Consider the following 17,841-nt stretch of genomic DNA (forward strand, 5'->3'; position numbering starts at 1 on the left):
AGTGCGAGAGGTGGAGGCGCATTGCTCACACCTCTCACGGCACCACATGCTGGCGGGCAGGAAAAGCAGCAACCGTTTCAACTGATATCTCTTTTGGCAAGATGGCTAGTAGAGTCACCTGCTTGTTCGAGCAAACTGCAAACGTTCGACGACTTGCTACATTCGGATCATAAAGGCTGCCACCAGCAACCGCCAATGCACTCGTGGTGTAGCCACCAATATTGACTTTGATCAGCCCTTCATCAGCTCCCTGCAGAAGCGCACGATACATCCCTAAGTAATACAAATCTGCGTCGGACAGTGGTTTGTGTGCGCCAAGCTGTTGCTCAAGCTCTTCGATGCGCCATTTGTAGAAATGTGCAACATGGCAATCTTGGGTGTAGCCGTCTTGACCTGCTTTGGTCTCTATTCCTGCCACCGAAAGGATGGACAAGATTGGCTGATCATCGAATGTCCAGCTTACGGGAATTGACCAACGAACCCGATCAGAACCATGGACAGTAGCATCAAGCTCTCCGGTAGTGGCACCAGCAGCGACCATCATGTGATCAACAATCGGCATGATAATGTGCCGCCGAGCGATGTGTATCGCTAGCTTATCCTGTTGCGCCACCAGCGTGGCTTTGTCCTGCGCTTCACCCAATGCCTGAGCAGATGAAACAGCCGTCGGAACGGTTAACACTGACGACATTGAATCGCGAGGTTGAATATCGTGATACGCCAAAGGTGACGACGATGTCGCCGCATTCGGGTTCGTTTGGCGAAGCGCTGCATTTTCAATGCGAAGCGTTGCTACTTCTTGTTCTAGCTGCGCCTGCCGCATGGCTTGTGATTCATTCTGCACTAATGCGCTGTGATAGGCCTTGGCAAGTGAATCATCATAGTGCGCTGTCGCGGTTGCCACGTGGCGATAACGCCCGTCTGCAATTTGCTCACTGAGATAGCTCGTATTATCAAGGCGCACCAAATAACTCGCTATTTGATGCTGAATGCTGGCCAACTGTCCTTCGTTGAGCCGTTTAACATCCACAGCCAAAGTCGTGATCGCCTGGCTTGCTTGGCGGCGCATTTGGTCATCGAGCGTGGCTCGCTCTGAGGTGGTGATGGTAGTATTTGTGCTATTGAGCTGTGCTTGAACCACCAGCTCAGCAGCATGAACGGAGCTGCAAAGGCACCACAGCATCGTCCATAAAAAATGCTTCATGACAATCTCCGATTTTGGGAATCTGCTTCTATTTCAACATACCTACAGATTCCCGCAACCGACCGATTTATTCGCTATCAAAGTCCTGTGCTTGAACCTCTCGGACCAAACGTACATAGCGGTGCTGATTCACGTCTCGGACAAATTCAGCGCCACTGACGAAATCGATGACTCGACCATTCAAGCTGTCATTGACCTTATCATCCGGTGTGGACGAATACGTGACAGCATTTGGGGTGCTCGGAAACACGGTATCGTTAATAGCGGGACTGTAACAGCTGCGCTCAACAATGGTTTCCAATTCCTTGATGTTGGGCAGACGCCATCCGTCAAATCCACCGTAGCTCTCCGCCTCAGTACCGGCATAGCCATTCATGGCCTCCTCCCATGACTCGAAATGCGTAGGCTGACCACCACAGGAGCGATTATCTGCGTTCCATGTTTGCCCCACGGTGCAACGTTGCCACATCAAACCTGTGCGAGCATCCACCACAATACCGTCATGGCTGAAGACATACTGTTCCAGCTGATTACTCGGTGCGATGGTGGTTTTACAGATCTGAGCCATCGCCGATGAGCTGATCAGTGTCACTGCTAACAAGGTGCAAATTCTGAATTTCATGACTCTCTCCTTACTCTGACGCTCGCATTGCGCGAACAGGGTGCGCAATCCCTTTATGGCATAACTTGGTCTCTCCGGTCGCACTATCCACACACCAGACGGACCCTTCATTATCTGCCACCGGGGAGCTGGTTAGATAAGCCCCTGTTTGAGCCGGTTTCGCGAATGTTTCAGCTTCCGACCAGACTTGCTCAAACTGACCATAGGTACCAGTTACCCAAATCGTCTCGGTCAGCGAAGAGGCGCCAAACATTCTTGCGTCGTTCGGCATAAATTCCGGATCGAGTAAGTCAGAATTGTTGATTTCTAGGTTCATTATCGACTTCAACTCACTCGCGTTCGGGAGGCGCCAATCATTGAAGCCACAAATCGCCAGAGCATTCATCGCTTCGATGTACTCTGCAGTCGTGCAGAACCGTACATCGACATATGAAGCCATGTCGCGCGTCGGGAAGGCACAATTTTCACTGATCGGCGTACTGAAATTGGTAAAGCTATCACCCGTAGCGCCTTTGCTGCCACCGTTATTGGTGTCGTCGTCACTGTACCAATAGTAACCATAGTTAGCCGCTCGCCAGTTAAGATGTCCGCTCGCCTGTGCACTAAACGCCGGATAGTCCGGTGTAGAGCGATAATCAACCATGGTGCAATCAGCATCGTCTGATCCATCTCGACAGTAGGCTTTTTCGAACTCCGGCCTAAAGTACAACCGCCATTCATCATCGGTCATTCGTGAAGGAAGCATTTGCGGTGACTGTTTCACCTCCGCCACAACGCCTGACACGTTATCTTGAATGCATACCCATGAGCTGGCCGAGTTGGGCAACACGTTGCCGTGAATATCTAACTTGGTGAATGAAAACCCTGCCGTGCCATCTGAGCTACTGGGCTCCGTCGCATCGCGACCATGCAAAGCATCCTCTAGCGGCTCACCAACAAGGGTTTGCACCCCTGTATCGTTGACTTTGGCTCGGCCAGTGATCACCAGAGAGTGACTTGAATCTTCACCAATAACGCTCAATTGGGGTGCGGTTAACTCAAATACAACCGTCTTGCCCCCTCTGGGCACGCCATCATCAATGATGGTCACTGGCACCGACAGAGATTGAGTCAAAGGTGGAATCGTCACAATGTCGCTGGGCAGTTCAAAATCAGCGCCTCTGCGACCCGTCCCACTTGTGTTGAGTCGGACTTCTGTAGTCAATGCGCTAAGGTGGCTCATTTTTACTTCCAAGAGCGCCTCCCCGCCCGACACGCTGACAAGCGATTCTTCCGCCACAAACTCTAAAGCAGGCACCGGATCGTCGTCTCGAATGGTGATAAACACTTCACTGTTGGTGCTTGTAATCACCATCCCTTCACTGGGTGAGTGCAATTGCAATTTCAATCGGCGATCTTGTTGCAATATATCGTTGCCAATCGTATTCACTGAAAACGTCGCTTGCCGTGAGCCTGTTTCGAAGATCACCTCTTTGTCAAAACCGACATAGTCAACGCTCTCAATGGCCGAGTCGTCAACTGTTCGCACATTGACTCGATACTCCGTTGTAGCCACCGAATCCAATCGCAAACCGACAATTAATTCTGAAAACTCATTTAGCTTTCCTTCGGTGACATTGTCGCCACTCATCGAAACCCGAACTTCGGGGATCGGTGTGGCTTCGACGGTCAACTCTTGCTCTAGCGTATTTTTTGCCCCGTCATCATCTTCAACGGTCAGCTTTACCATATAGACACCTGGCTCAGCGTAAGTGTGCTGAACGCTGGAGCGCGTTGCTGACTCACCATCACCAAACTCCCACTCATAGCTGGCAATCCGGCCGTCACTATCGCTCGAATCACGACCATCAAAACTGACATCTTGATAATTGGCATCGATACTAATCGTCGCGACAGGAGCCACATTCGAACCTGTTGGATTGGTCGAATTGCCGCCACCATTACCTCCGCCTCCACCACCGCATCCAGTTACCACCCCAAGAATGCTGATGGCCATGACGCTCATAAGAAACTTGTTCATTGGTCAATCCTTTTGCATTAATTTCTCGAGTCATACTAGAGAGGCAACCAGCGGATTGAGGTCAGTTATCGCTTCGATTAGGTACAAAGGTGACGCTTTTTTACGCTTGCCGGAACTGAGGCGTGGCGTGGATGGGCGATTGTTCTCTATGGGATGCATTTCCGGCAAAAACAGCGTATTAGTTGACCTAACTTTTGAGGACTGCAGGAGTATTCTAGAGCCACGGTGATCGACGGAGTGGACACTACAACATGCATCCAACACTATTCTCTTTACTCGCTTTTAGTTTGTACTCAGCAAATATGGGCGAAGCACTTAGCGTACTGAGTCGTTACTGGTCGCTATCGTTCAGCCCAACCGTTTTCGATACGGTGATGCTCACAATTGGCGTCTTAGGCTTATTATCATGGCTGGCTAGCTTTGCATGGTCTTTGATTGAGGAACGACGAAACCCTCAGCCGCACTGCTAGCTCTCTTGGTACTAAGCATGAGATATAAAAAAGGCGCTGTCAGAGCGCCTTTTTTAATGTGAGTTGTTCATTCATTGCGTTGCAATCGCTAGGTCCGAATCAGGCATCGACTGGCCTTCTGCTTCCACTAAGGTTCCTTCTGCCACAGCGACTCGCTCAGCTTCTCGTTGACGCTTCTGCTCAAGACGGATTTGTAAGTCATCAAACGCTGCTTTAATGGTAGTGTCATGGGCAGCCGATTTGCGTTGTTTCAATACCTGGTTGAATTCATCATATGGCAACTTCAGCATAACAAATGCGTGATAGGCACCGTCTACGACACGGACTTCTTGCGAGACCACGTCGTAACCAACAACCGAGACATCTGCCACCAACTTATCGATTAATACCGTCGTTTGCTCATGTACATCACCATGCACACCTTCTTGGACAAACATTCGTTCAGAGCCAGACAGCTCTTGTTCGTACTGTTTTGCCAGCTCAAATTCGGCAAACACCTTCGCTTTACGAAGCGCCATCCCATACTGGGAGCTAGTGCTCATCGCCACACCATAAAACCCAGTTGCGTCAGCCTTCGGTGGATCCAACATCCAGTCCGGTGCTTGCTCAAGCTCTTGCTCCAATCGCTCTTGCTCTAATTCTCGACGCTCTTCTGCTAACTCAGCCCGCAGCATCTCCAAGTCCGCTTGCTGTTTCACTAGATCTTCTGCTGTGGGTGTTGAACTGCATCCTGAAAGCAGCGCGAAGCCAACTCCCACGATAGCTAAAACTTTGTAATGCATAATGGTCACCTTTCGTTATTTATGGTCTTGCACCACTCTATGCTCACACAGCTTTAAAGTGGCGCAACCGCCAATTTTTCGAAAAGTTTTGTCCGTTAGCACAACCAATTTTCGAAAAGCGTTTTTGACAACCTGATTCGAAAACGAACTGTTGCTAGCCGGTTATGCGGTTTTCGAATACCGTAACCGCAATTTTCGAAAAACGTGTGGGCCAACACTAGCGAAGAGCTTGTCACCCAAAACAACAACAAATGCTGCTCCGCCCACAATACTTAATACCCCTATAACCGAGGCTAGCAGCCAACTCAGGCCCAACAACAGGAATCCGTTCACCCGAGCGGCCCAATCACCACCCATTAACGCAAGTGCTCCAATGGCTAATGCCACCATCAGTAATCCCGAAGGGCAATGCTTCAGATCAGCACGACTCGGCACCATAAACATACCGATGGCGCAGACACCCACTATCGTCGATACAGTGCTCATGCTGTCGATATGAAAATTGGTCGCTACTGATTGATAAAGCTTCCCAATATCGGCCAAATATTGCTCTAAAGAACGCGACTCTAACATGCCCGTCACAGCAGCATTCACCAAGTCCACTCTTGGCAGGCACATCGATGCGGCGCAATAGATCAGCGCTATACCCGCAATCAGAGGAGCAATACCAATAAAGAAATTCCCGATCATTGGCCACGGTCGTCTATTCCAACTGTGTTCAACAAAACCACTAGCGTACTGAGAAGGACTGGGCGAAAACCAAACAATCCGATGGATCTTATGACCAAACACAACGCAGGCAATCGCATGTGCCAGTTCATGGAGGGGCACTCCAATGGAGGCGATGAAGAGATACGCAGGTCGCCCCATGTACTTCACCAGTACACGGATCAACGAAAGAGTGGCCACTTGGAGCATTTGCAGTAACACCACAATTGCGCCAATGTAGCCCAACACAGTTAGGCCCCAGCTGACTAAGCCTTCGTCCATTTGCTTTACCGAAGTTTTAACGGCGCGAACAAATCCAATTCGATGTCTCTCATGACACCAAGATACGACCGGTAATGGTACCCACGAGCAAATTCGCTGTACTCACCGGTCATTTCGAAAAAACGCGCGAGTTCGGTCACAGCGTATCGACCAATCGTTCGATTAGGCAACACCACCATAACTCCGAAAATCTCGGCGCCCTCTGCTTGGATTACCGCCCCTAAAGCACCTCGACGGCAGTATCCATTATCTTCTATGCAGCGCAATATCGCGCCCTTATCTACGCTCATCACTAAAAGCCTAACAATTCGAGCGTTACAAAAAAGGCCATTTATCTTCCCAATTCATCATTTTTTTCGGCCTGACATTTCTAATCAATAATGAATAATTATTCTTACATTCTATGCAGAGATCCGATTATGCGTGTTCTTATACCAGTTTTAGGCGCGTTGTGCTTACAAGCCTGTGAGCCAGCTCAACCATCCCGTGCAGATCATACCACTCCGTACCATGGTCACTGGGTCTCGTACTCCGGGATTTGCACAAACGAAGAGCCTGGCGACATCGCCACTATTTTGTGGAATGAGTCTGGTTGGTCTCAGCAAGGGTTCTCCGTTTCGAACCTGATCAAGCTATCGACGTTACCAGAAAACTCCACACTACGAGACACCTACAACACGAAACAAGCTGACTGCCAAGCAATGCCTGACTTGTCTGTGCTGGACAAGGCTGAGCTGGTGCAATTTACAATATTAGATGTTGAATATCAGGGGGTTGTTGTAAGTCAAACGAACCAGAATAAGCAACCGACGCAGTGGCTACTTATCCCAGACGTTCAGAATCGACACTTTATTGCTTACCAACGAATGAATGGTGCCTGGGTTACTTCGAAAAAATCAACACGCTCATGAGTCGACAATTTGGTGTCAGCAGGCTCGCCGAGTACGCCGCAAATCCCTCTCGGTATTGCAACGCGAAAGGTAAGGCTCATAACCCAACTGCCGCTCGCGAAGGCACTCGTGCACACAATCGAGCAGGATCCTTACTATCTTCCGAACGTGTATTCCTTTTCATCATTGCCCTGGTGCTCCTATGGCTAATGACCTAATCATCGGTACTTTTCTCGCCTGCGCTATATTCGCGGTGCTTCACGCTCACATCCGAACTTACCGGATACGCCAGCTTTTTCGTGTGCCTTGGTATTGCCTGCTTGTGGGCTCTGATGTAGGGGGATCCCGTTCGAAAATCACGTTAAGGAGTTGTGGCTTAATTGGATCGCCAGATGCGCTGTTTTTCGATCCATTCCACTGGTCTTGGATCGTTTGCGAATACAAAAGTCGCAAATTCTCAGGCTACTACAGCCTCAAAGAGCGCTATCAGATCCAATTATACTTGCACATGTCCCGCCGATTTTGGTGTTCCAATGTAACGGGGCGCTTAGGTTATCGGGGCGGGGTTTTATTGGTGCCCTATGAACAAGAGATCGTGACTCATCTACTACGCCTGCGGAACGAAGCGATTCATGCATCAAGTCAACACGTGCCCGCTGATGCACGACCGCTTCATCAGCGCACTACGATACCGCGCACTGTCTACCCGACACTTGATAGCTAATTCGAATCTTCTTTCATCAACAGGGGTTCAAATCGCCCCTGCAAGCTGTCTGGCAACGTCGATCTGAACTCCATTACAAAGTCATAAATCCGAGACTTAACCAATGGCGCAGGCTCTCCCAAGGGGAATGTTCGAATATTCGTCGCTTGCCGCTGGCGAATGGCGATATAAATACGGTCAATAGAGGGCAGCTGCAACTTCATTGAACTATTCGAGTCACTGTCTACCCCGAACTGCTTCGATGACTGCAGCGACAATTGCAAGTCCAATATCGCTCGCCGAACCGTTGCACTCTCACAGCGTTTCGCCAGCCATAGTCGGTCCACGATCATCGTGTTACCGGCCAGCATGTCGCCCGACAAATTCTTCAATGCATCACCAACAGCTTGCGTGCGCCAATGTCCGGCCAAGACGCTGGTAATTTGCTCAAGCGTTCCTGCTTGGCCTACCCCAGTCAATAAGAAGCCTTTCGCGCACCCAAGCAGCGTATAACCACCTTTTTCGCGGCGAGCCACAGTCGCTCTGAATTGCTTAAACTCAATTCCATCACCCAACACAGCAGCAATAGCTGTTGTAACGGGCTCTATGTAAGTCCAGCTGACCAGCTCACTATCAACGTCCCATTGATGCTCATTGATGAATAACGCCATTCCCATACTTTCGGTGATCACCGCGGAGTTAATCAGCCACTCATACATCAGCTGAAATACTTCGGGCGCCTCATTCATGTATTTGAGCAGTTCGGGATCACGAACTATCTGATAGGGATGTTCACGATTTCGAATGAGTTCTTTGCTATCTAACCGAAACAGGTTCTGCTCCACTAGATTTCGAAGCTCAGGATATTCATTAGCAAGCGATTCGTATTCGGGGTGTTTTGCCAATGCTTCTTTGAAGGTTTCCACATTTGCGGAATACAAGGCTGGCGAGAAGTCCATGCCTTCGGTTTTTACAACAGATGAGACCCGTGACGAGACACTAATGTCAGGATGCACACTACTCATATCCTATCCATGCCTCCGTTTTTTTCGAAATGTAAACGTTGTCTCAACAAATATGTTAACAGGTTTTATCAAATCAACAGGTGTTCGTCTATAGGCTATTAAGCTAGTCAAAACGCTATGATTTTAGGTTCGAAAAATGTGCAGCGAGCCGCTTACAACTACCTGTTGCAATACCCACCGCTGTTTTGTCTGAATCCGAATACGAGATCATCACCGTGGCCCCTTCTTTGGTAACGCCTGTAATGAAAAGCTCGCCGCCTAACCGAGTGTTTTCCGATCGGTTATTCAGGACACGATAGGCTCGGAGCCGCCCATCAATATCGGCTTGGACTACTTTATAAATCCACGATTTTTCCACTTTTGTGTTCGTGATTAAATGTAACGTAATATTTCGATCAGCCAGAGTCAGCGCATGCTTGCCCTCTCCAAACGATGTATTGGTATCAACCAAGTCGCATTCCCAGTTGATGACTCTTTCGACTGCGACGCTCATCGTTGGCAACAGTGTCCCAACAACCAGCAGTGCCCGTAGCAATTTCATGGCTACCCTCCATAACACCACGTAATAGTATCGCTAGGGGAACTAAAAACAGGTCAGTTATGGGGTTTATTCATGCCATTTGCTGTCGTTTACGCAAAAAAAAAGCGACTAAGAAATTCTAGTCGCTTCAAGAGGTATTCATGTGAGTTTATCCAGGGTTCGAGCAATACGATTCCTATCAAATCGTCCGCTTAAGGCCAAATCGGTTTCCACCATCAATTCACGGCGGATTCGATTCTTGTAACTTTCCCCTGTTTGCTCCTTTAGGTGTCGAACATAGAACTGCTCTAACGCCATATAGTACTGAAGATCATTTAATGCATCTTTCAGCTTCCGTTCTAGTTCGGCACGTTTATCTTGACGTCTACCAATGAAGTAACGAGTCAAGTGCGGGATGGTGGCAGCGACAATCGCTGAAACCACAATAGCGCCAGCACCAAGCCACGAGGTATTGATAGCGGCAGGTGAGGCATAAGCAGCACACGGCAAACCAATGGCTGCGATGGCAACTGCAAGTACCATGAGTCGTCGCTTATTCAACGAGCGCATAACCACACTCCTCGCATGCTTCGACCACACAATGCTGGTGCTGATCTTGATTTGGGCATTGATTGGCCACTCGGTCCATTTGCCCTTCACTGAAAGCGTGCCAGAACTCAGCATTCGCCTTGTCGTAGAACAAGCCAATATGATCCAAAACGTCATTCACCAGAACGACTTGCGAATCACTTAGTTCTGGAATCGTTTGACCAGCAGCGAATCCTAGCGATTCGAAACGATGCACCAATTCAAACGGATCCTGCGGCGCCATCAGCTCTAATCGATCACAAGCCCTGAACACCGCAATGTCTCCTTCCAATGTCGCTAATTCGGCAATTAATTGAATCACGTTGCTCATCTCTGTCCTCCCATTTCTTCATAACATTTAGAAATGAGGTCCTGAAACGAGTAGCAATTGCTGCAGCAATAGACCCAAGTTCGGCCTTGAACAAATACAGCGATTTGGGTTAATCGCCGATTCATCCAATAGCCTTTTTCTACATCGCCGGTTAAGTACAGCCAGTCAGCGCTAAGTTGAACGCGCTCCCACTGCTCTAATCGAAGATTAGTTGAGCCTTCCACGACCGTGAACTCCAAATCTTCCGATTCAAAATCCTCTGTAAATATTTCGCGGAACCAATCAACACAACGGCTCAATGTCGTCGCTATCGAAGTGGCTGTAGGTAGATGTAATGCAGTATTCATGATGTCTCCTCCAAGAGAACAAAGGAGACTTCACAAAGGCCCAAGGGCACTTCATAAAGTCCCCATGGGGTTTTAGCAAACGAACCGAGCAGCGATCTCACCCTGCTGCAGTGTTTGCAATTCAATGAGCTCAGACACGAGCAATGGCGGCTCGGAACTCTGTTGCTTGACCAAATGCTCTGGCAAAGCGACTTCGTTCTCGGTCACCACATTGGCATCCCTCGCAATGCTGTCAGCCTGCTCTTTCGAAAACAGACCCGCTTCTGCCAGATCGTCCGTATATCCATAACAACCCGGCTTCCACCACATTTGGCGGCTCAAACAATAAATCAACCAATTCATTGCAAGCGCCCTCCAAGTGTACTGATGGTCACCGCATGAGCTGACGCTCTCTCGATTGCTGCGCGATGCATGTAACTATCAAACGGGTGTCGATCCGATACCTTCATCCAATAGTTCATATCTCGCTGAGAGCGCTCAATAACAACTTGTGTTTGAGAAAGACTTCCCTGCCCGCTTAAAACATGGCTTTGCAACGCAAAATCCATCGCAATTGGCTGAGTTAGCATGGGCGACCTCCTAACTCTTCACAGAGTAGATTTTTGGCCGTTACAGCAAGCTCTTTCGAAACGCCTAAGACGATTCGAGCTTTTTGCTCAGCAGGCGTTCTGATAGCTACATCAAAACCCTTACTTGTCGACGGAATGACTTTGAAATCCATCACGCCAAATCCAGCAAGACTGGACTTCGGAATAGACCGAGCGGTTTTTCTGTAGATCTCATCATGCATTGCAACACCAACAAAAGAATTGTTGGCAGCCATATACACGGAAAGACCACTTCTATCCGGGCGCGTGATGATTTCACTGCCAGGTTTCAGTTGTTTACCGTCAATAAAAACGGTTACTAGAACCAGTCTAAAATCCGGTTTATTCATGGTTGTCTCCTCCAAGAAACAAAATGGGGGAGACCATCACCAGCCCGTCAGGGTGATAAGTAGTCTCCCTGATGGGGTTTTAAATTAAGCCGCGGTTCGCAAACGACACTGCTCCTTCTGATCCCACAATGACGTGGTCCAGAACCTTTATCTCAATCAAGGCTAACGCCTCTTTGATACGCTCGGTAATGCGGAGATCAGCTCGACTCGGCTCAGGGACACCACTGGGGTGGTTGTGGGTCAAGATCACGCCGCCAGCATTTAACTCAATTGCTTTAGCAACGATCTCTCGTGGGTACACACTCGCCTCAGCGATTGTCCCAAAGAACATATCTTCAAGGCTGATGATCCTATGTTGAGAGTCCAAAAATAGGACGCTAAAGACTTCCCGAGACGCTTCTGCCATGCGCTTTTGCAAATATGCAATCGCAGCCACACTTGAATCGATCTCCTGTCCTTTGGCGAGTCTCTCTTTGACCAACTGATTAGCCAATTTCAAAACTTCATCAGCACTTACAGTGCCCGAAATCGAGTATTGGCCAGCGCTTTCTTCTACAAACATGTCTCCTCCATACCGGCAGAAGACACACCAACCCCGAGGGATTAGTGATCCCTGCGCGGGTTTTTGGGTATTGGGGTAATTAGGCGATTAACGCAAACTGCTCAGGAGTTAACTTCTGTTCAGCTGCCACCCATTGTTCCATCTGCTCTTTGGCATAAAACTCAGCCATAGGCACAGATAGATTGTTTTCGAGTTGATTGACGCCAGCCCAACGACCGTTGTGCCACAACCAAACCACTCGCTTGTTATCAAACGCCATTACAACAACGCGTCTGCCATTTTCTTCGAGAGCCGCTAAGATCTTGCGATCTTGATACTCTCCGACTCGACGAGCCATTACCAACGATGGGTGGTCGCTGGTGTAACGCTCGAAGTTCCAGTACAGCCATTCGCGCTGTTCTGGGAGCTTTCGCGGTAAAAAACTCCGCATAACGTCTCCTCCAGAGATCTGGTTTGCCTACAGATCAATTCAAACTGAACTATCAGGGCAAACGGAGACGCAACGAACCCCTATCAAGAGGAACAAAGTCTCACCTGATAGGTGGAAGGTGCACCAATACTTAAAGACTAAGCAGGTGCGGGGTGCTACTAACTCAATAAAAATTGAAGAATCAGTAACGGTGGAAATAGGGAGGAATAACAATGCCAAAAAGCACGATAGACATGCGCTTTGGCATTGCCGGTCGAGGAACCAAATCAACTGTCAGAGACAATTTGATTTGTGATGTTCCATCAACCGAACAATTCAGGGTTAGACCACAACTTTGAGGTCGGGGATAGGATAACGGCCATACTTCATAATGGTCGGAATGAGCACATAGCACATCCAGTTCATCTGATTGTCTGATAACTCCGAGCAGCGACATTCTTCCATGCATTTTCGAATGCGATGCAATTCAAACTCTGTCGGTTCGTAATCCTTGATGCGATCGGGTCGCTTCGGCAAGGGCTGTTCTGTCGGCACATTCAGTAAGCTTTCCGGTAAAGGTACTCTCATGAAACCGCCTCCAATGAAGTGTTCACTGGCTGTTTCAGCACTTGATCGACAGTCAAACCTATGGAGTCACTGAAGATCAACGCAAGTGTCGATAACGACTGACCGTGCGGCAATTCGCGGTACCCAAGTACTCGTGCTTTCAACTTTTGGTTGGTCGCTTGTTGAGTACCTCGGTACGACGTTGCATTTTTGGCACAGAGCACGTGATCCGCATACAACAGAATGGCTTTGCTAAAGCACGCTGTAGTCGGATCTGCCTCACAGTCGATTTCATCAGCTATCACTTGCGAGGTTGCCACATAGACAAGATAACTAGCCACTGCATCTAACTGCATGCCTTGCCAAACCAAACTACCTAGCAATGCTGCCAGTAAACTCGTTGCACAGTGCTCAAGCGACTGCTGAGTACCAAAGTCCAGCTCACAGCGTTCAGTTCGATGAAGAAGCTGATGCAATTCCGCTATCTCCGGATATTGCACACAGAGTTCTTCTACCAACTGCCGTGTTTTAGCCAACGCATCGGCAAACTCAAACTGATTGCCAGCTGCGACTTCCTGCTCGCTCTTGATGAGCGTTGCATACTTATCACATGCCTTCACCAGTTCTTGTTCCATACCGCCAGGGGCGAACCAAAATGCCACCTGCTCTTGCATAGCAACAGGAAGGGTTGTTAACACGGTATGACACGCTTCGGTTTCAAGCTTGCCATACTCGCGCTTTATACCCGGATTAGCATTCTTGATTGGTGCAATGAGATCTTGGCAAATCACTTCCGGTACATCATGCAAAACCGCATGTGCCACCATCGTAGTGATATCCAAGTCTTTACCCTGTTTACGTGCAATTTGTCCGACTAACACCGTCAAAATTGCAACCATGGCCGAATGTTCCAGTACTGATTCATCATGAACACAGTCCATCAAGGCCCAGCGTTTGATATGACGCTGGCGAAGCGCCAAAGATAAAAAACCACTCATATTTTTCTCCTTAGTGCCCACGCTGCGTTTGGCGAATTGCTTCGTTGATGGTGATGACTATGCTGCGCGATTCAAGCGAATCTTCCAGCTTATCGGACACCAACGCCAACAGTTGCTCTAGTACATCAATTGGCACAGAAGCGTGGCCGCTGTTCGCAGGCGCGTTTTTAAGCTGTTGCTGCAGCTGGTAGACATCATCTTCAAGCTCTTCGACCTTTTCTTGAAGCTCATCGTTTTCAGCTTGAGCTTCTTCAAGTTGCGATGGGTTGACACAAGAGTTCAGTTTGTCATACAGAACCTCGACCGCATCGGCTGAAAGCGCTTCTCCAGTGCGAATGATTTCGTCTGCGCTGCGCCACGTTATATCTTTACCCTCTAACATGAATATCTCCTCCAGTATTAACTCGGAGACACACCAATCCCCACTACGGGAATTTCGAAATGTGTCCCGAGTGGGTGGTTATGCAACTTGTTCCGCGCCTGTATAGACCTGAAACTGTGGTTGCATGTAGTAAGGGAAAACTGACTTTCCATACCAGCGATACATGTCGAGCCAGTCGACACTTTTCTCACCTTCTGGAATATCGTGTTCAGGGATGAGAATTCGAACATGCGTACCTTGGGCCCGAAGACGCTCAGCCAATTTATTGGCATCACGTCGTCCTGCACCAGAGCGATCATGATCGCCCCAAATAATCACATGAGTGACTTCTTTGGGGATCTCAACAAGCGCTAGCACATCCGAGCAATAACATGACCACGTTGGTAGTCCTGTTGCTTCTCGAACGGCCAAGGCTGTTTCTAACCCTTCGCACACCGCCAACAGTCCACACTCTTGATGGAACGCAGGAGCATCCAGTCGAATAGCATTGCCACTGATACCAAACGGACTTGGCATGAGTTTCTTCGCATTATCAACTGGCGCTTTACCTGAGCCATCAGCAGCCATGTAGTGCCGGTGAAGTGTGACCCAACCGCCATCACTATTTGTAAACAAGCCCAGTAGCGCAGGGTGATAACTCACCTTGCCTTCGTCTGACTTGTGATAAAGGTTTGGGTTGAACATCAGACAGTCAGGCAATGCTGACACATCGCCCTTCAAGCCGCGCGACTCGAGATATTTCGCCACCAGCGGAGAATCTTTTGCCGGTAAGCATTTCTCTGCCGTTTGTCGTAACATCCGAAGCTGCCGTTTGCCGCGATTGACGTCCACTGGCTTTCGCTCCGGTTTGTTTTGCTTCGCCTTAGCCACATCACTTGAACGAACCGATGAAAGATCGCCGCCCAGGATGTCTGCAATTGCATCCAACGCTCTGGGCATGCTGCCTTCGAACTCAGCTATTAACTCATAGCCATCTAAACGACGGCCAAAGTCATTGTGAAAGCCCTCCCCCGTAGTTTCCCAGTCCGGAAACAAACGGTATTTTGTCGTTCCTTTCCCCGTAATTGGGCAAGGTACTTGACCGGGACAATTAGGGTTTTTGTCAGCCTTCTCGATAGCGAGCTCCATTCGTGCATAAGCGCCGAAAATAGTTCGCCAACCAGCTTTGCTGACCAGTGCTTTGACCTTGTCAAACTTACTGTCCATAACTTCTCCTTCGATTGATCGATAGCCCACAAGAACCACCGAAGCATCCGCGCACAGAAACTTGGGTGGTTCCTGTGAACCTAGATAACAGGCAACACGAAGAGCGCTGCCTAATGAGCTTGTTAAGAACGACAAGGCCGTTTAATTATTCGAGCTGCTAACAGACGTTTAGTACCATCTGGCAACAACTGAACTAATGCTCGACGAACCCAAAGGCCGTCTATTGAAATGATTTCTTCAATCATGGTTGTCTCCTCCAAGAGAACTTGCGAAGACACACCAATCCCCTTACGGAGATTGAACAATGTATCCCCGCATAGGGTTATGCAGCGAAGTGCTGCGAGTGGGTTTGCCTGCTAGCAGGTCAATTGGTGAATTTTCTAGTCTCACCAAACCGAGCAAGCATGGAATAGGTCTCCAATGTCTTGCACCGACAATCAACACAGATCAAGAACAAGATGTTCTCACGCCTAAAGGCATATCAAATGTTGAAGGTTGATTTACTGGTCTACGTCATCGACGCATTTCCAAATACCGTCGTTCGATGCTTGGAAATGCGTTCTCAAAAGAGAAAACGCATTAAAGACAGCCTATGGGCTGTGTCTGGAAGCCAGTTCCCAATACTTTTTCACCATCTCATCAACCGAGTGATTCATGGAGTCCCATATCACTGGTCGATCATCAGGTTCTAAGCACTGACATAACTGGTCGGTCATGGTAGCTAACTGCATGATCTGTTTGTTTTGCCAATTGTGTCGTCGCGACTTTCGCCAAAGGCGATTGAGCTCCAACATACGACCAAACAAAACCAACTGCTCGCCGTGAAGTGATTTACAAAACCATTTATCGAACATCACGCTGGCTATAGCTCCTACTGCCAGTCCGAACAACCAAAAACCGTTGCCCGATAACAATAAATGGCCCGCAACCATATACATGACGACTACGATGCATCGTTTTAAAATCATTATGCAGCCACCTCGAACAGTTTCTGACGCAATGCTTCTCGAACCGCGATATGTAAATCTGCAGCATCATTGACGCTCACAAAATCACAGTCCTCAAAGCCTGCCAGCCGATTTGTCTGAATTCCGATACCGATCACCGCAACCCCCATCAATCGGCAATGTTCAATTGCTTTTTGAGTGGTCATCCAATCATTCGGTGAACCGTCGGTCAGTACAAACATCAACTTGCGTTGCTGAGGCTGATTCAGTAGGCGCATTAATGCTCCACTGATGGCTTCAGCAGTTGGCGTATCAGAACCCGCGGGCACTCGAAACATGTCTTTACGGTGATTTGTTTTCTGGTGAAAACTCTTCGCCACATGAAGACAATCTCCGCCGGTGTAGAATGGGTAATAGCCTACTTCGCAAGTGCACCCTTTGAGCTTATCGATGGCCATTGATAAAGCCAGCGCTGCAGTATTGGCATGCTGCATTTTGGTCAAGGTGCCAGCTTCTTCTTCCGCAGGTGTTAGCCAACTCATCGAGTCTGAGCGGTCTACAACAATACTTACTGCTGTAGTCGGCGCTGTGCGGCGCGCTTCACTGCGATACACGTTCAGATCACTGCCTGTTTGAATACCTACCAAACGGGACTGATCAATCTGCGTACCTCGACGATCATGCGACACTTTCACACGACCAATGTCTAGTAGCGCTCGCTGCAGTGGATGACGCACCTTACTCGACAGAGACAACCAAACATCATGACTGACTGGACCAGATCCAACATTGAACTCTCGACCCATCATCGGCTCGATAATCATCTCCGCTTCCGGATCAGATTCGATATCAGCGTCCAGTTCTTCCAACAATGCACGAACCGCTTCATGCATGTCTTCGCAACCCGACTGACCGTTATCGTCCAAGACTGCCTTAATCAGTTCTTGAATCGACACCTGCGATGATTCGTTATCGTCACCAGTTGAGTCATCGCCTGAGTCCGATTCATCATCGCCAGTTGAGTCATCGCCTGAGTCCGATTCATCATCACCAGTTGAGCTATCGCCTGAGTCCGATTCATCATCACCAGTTGAGCTATCGCCTGAGTCCGATTCATCATCGCCAGTTGAATCATCGCCTGAGTCCGATTCATCATCACCAGTTGAGCTATCGCCTGAGTCCGATTCATCATCACCAGTTGAGCTATCGCCTGAGTCCGATTCATCATCGCCAGTTGAATCATCACCTGAGTCCGATTCATCATCACCAGTTGAGCTATCGCCTGAGTCCGATTCATCATCGCCAGTTGAATCATCGCCTGAGTCCGATTCATCATCACCA

Annotated in this window: 21 protein-coding genes; all 21 read right to left on the bottom strand. The window is 48.8% G+C overall.

Features of this window, described 5'->3' with window-relative positions; all coding sequences use genetic code 11:
- Positions 1-34: 34 nt before the first annotated feature.
- Positions 35-1,204: a hypothetical protein gene (locus IC617_RS08890; protein WP_191144648.1), complete on the bottom strand. Its 1,170-nt coding sequence runs from the start codon at positions 1,202-1,204 to the stop codon at positions 35-37.
- Positions 1,205-1,271: 67 nt separating this feature from the next.
- Positions 1,272-1,826, bottom strand: a complete 555-nt coding sequence (locus tag IC617_RS08895; RefSeq protein ID WP_191144649.1) for an Lcl C-terminal domain-containing protein — start codon at positions 1,824-1,826, stop codon at positions 1,272-1,274.
- Between the two features lie 10 nt (positions 1,827-1,836).
- Positions 1,837-3,846: a PKD domain-containing protein gene (locus IC617_RS08900; protein ID WP_191144650.1), complete on the bottom strand. Its 2,010-nt coding sequence runs from the start codon at positions 3,844-3,846 to the stop codon at positions 1,837-1,839.
- A 541-nt stretch (positions 3,847-4,387) separates the two neighbouring features.
- A complete protein-coding gene (locus IC617_RS08905) occupies positions 4,388-5,098 on the bottom strand; it encodes a hypothetical protein (protein WP_191144651.1) in 711 nt (236 codons plus the stop codon).
- Between the two features lie 162 nt (positions 5,099-5,260).
- The gene (locus IC617_RS08910; protein ID WP_191144652.1) at positions 5,261-6,088 is read right to left on the bottom strand and encodes a hypothetical protein; all 828 of its coding nucleotides are present in this window, start codon (positions 6,086-6,088) and stop codon (positions 5,261-5,263) included.
- Between the two features lie 5 nt (positions 6,089-6,093).
- Positions 6,094-6,378: a hypothetical protein gene (locus tag IC617_RS08915; protein ID WP_191144653.1), complete on the bottom strand. Its 285-nt coding sequence runs from the start codon at positions 6,376-6,378 to the stop codon at positions 6,094-6,096.
- 1,320 nt (positions 6,379-7,698) lie between these two features.
- A complete protein-coding gene (locus IC617_RS08920) occupies positions 7,699-8,706 on the bottom strand; it encodes a hypothetical protein (protein WP_191144654.1) in 1,008 nt (335 codons plus the stop codon).
- Between the two features lie 115 nt (positions 8,707-8,821).
- Complete coding sequence (locus IC617_RS08925) at positions 8,822-9,247, bottom strand: hypothetical protein (protein WP_191144655.1); 426 nt, start codon at positions 9,245-9,247, stop codon at positions 8,822-8,824.
- Positions 9,248-9,385: 138 nt separating this feature from the next.
- Positions 9,386-9,796 carry a hypothetical protein gene (locus IC617_RS08930; protein WP_191144656.1) on the bottom strand — a complete coding sequence of 137 codons (411 nt, stop codon included), beginning with the start codon at positions 9,794-9,796 and terminating at the stop codon, positions 9,386-9,388.
- On the bottom strand, positions 9,780-10,145 hold the full coding sequence (locus tag IC617_RS08935) for a hypothetical protein (RefSeq protein WP_191144657.1): 366 nt from the start codon (positions 10,143-10,145) through the stop codon (positions 9,780-9,782). Before IC617_RS08935 ends, IC617_RS08930 begins: the two co-directional genes overlap by 17 nt.
- On the bottom strand, positions 10,142-10,492 hold the full coding sequence (locus IC617_RS08940; protein WP_191144658.1) for a hypothetical protein: 351 nt from the start codon (positions 10,490-10,492) through the stop codon (positions 10,142-10,144). The genes IC617_RS08935 and IC617_RS08940 overlap by 4 nt, the downstream gene beginning before the upstream one ends.
- 72 nt (positions 10,493-10,564) lie before the next feature.
- On the bottom strand, positions 10,565-10,834 hold the full coding sequence (locus IC617_RS08945) for a hypothetical protein (RefSeq protein WP_191144659.1): 270 nt from the start codon (positions 10,832-10,834) through the stop codon (positions 10,565-10,567).
- 220 nt (positions 10,835-11,054) lie between these two features.
- Complete coding sequence (locus tag IC617_RS08950) at positions 11,055-11,429, bottom strand: hypothetical protein (protein ID WP_191144660.1); 375 nt, start codon at positions 11,427-11,429, stop codon at positions 11,055-11,057.
- A gap of 79 nt (positions 11,430-11,508) precedes the next feature.
- Positions 11,509-11,991 (bottom strand): RadC family protein, encoded by a 483-nt coding sequence (radC, locus tag IC617_RS08955; RefSeq protein WP_191144661.1) that lies wholly within the window; start codon positions 11,989-11,991, stop codon positions 11,509-11,511.
- 79 nt (positions 11,992-12,070) lie between these two features.
- The gene (locus IC617_RS08960; RefSeq protein WP_191144662.1) at positions 12,071-12,421 is read right to left on the bottom strand and encodes a hypothetical protein; all 351 of its coding nucleotides are present in this window, start codon (positions 12,419-12,421) and stop codon (positions 12,071-12,073) included.
- A 321-nt stretch (positions 12,422-12,742) separates the two neighbouring features.
- Positions 12,743-12,988, bottom strand: coding sequence for a hypothetical protein (locus tag IC617_RS08965; protein ID WP_191144663.1), 246 nt, complete (start codon positions 12,986-12,988; stop codon positions 12,743-12,745).
- On the bottom strand, positions 12,985-13,965 hold the full coding sequence (locus IC617_RS08970) for a YfbR-like 5'-deoxynucleotidase (RefSeq protein ID WP_191144664.1): 981 nt from the start codon (positions 13,963-13,965) through the stop codon (positions 12,985-12,987). The genes IC617_RS08965 and IC617_RS08970 overlap by 4 nt, the downstream gene beginning before the upstream one ends.
- A 10-nt stretch (positions 13,966-13,975) precedes the next feature.
- Complete coding sequence (locus tag IC617_RS08975) at positions 13,976-14,347, bottom strand: hypothetical protein (protein WP_191144665.1); 372 nt, start codon at positions 14,345-14,347, stop codon at positions 13,976-13,978.
- Positions 14,348-14,425: 78 nt separating this feature from the next.
- Positions 14,426-15,553, bottom strand: coding sequence for a DUF7146 domain-containing protein (locus IC617_RS08980; protein ID WP_191144666.1), 1,128 nt, complete (start codon positions 15,551-15,553; stop codon positions 14,426-14,428).
- A gap of 590 nt (positions 15,554-16,143) precedes the next feature.
- On the bottom strand, positions 16,144-16,521 hold the full coding sequence (locus IC617_RS08985) for a hypothetical protein (RefSeq protein WP_191144667.1): 378 nt from the start codon (positions 16,519-16,521) through the stop codon (positions 16,144-16,146).
- The coding region (locus IC617_RS08990) for a VWA domain-containing protein (RefSeq protein ID WP_191144668.1) at positions 16,521-17,841 on the bottom strand (1,321 nt) is incomplete at its 5' end. The genes IC617_RS08985 and IC617_RS08990, both read right to left, overlap by 1 nt.

Source organism: Neiella litorisoli (genome assembly GCF_014773395.1).
In the GTDB taxonomy this organism is placed as follows: Bacteria; Pseudomonadota; Gammaproteobacteria; order Enterobacterales; family Neiellaceae; genus Neiella; species Neiella litorisoli.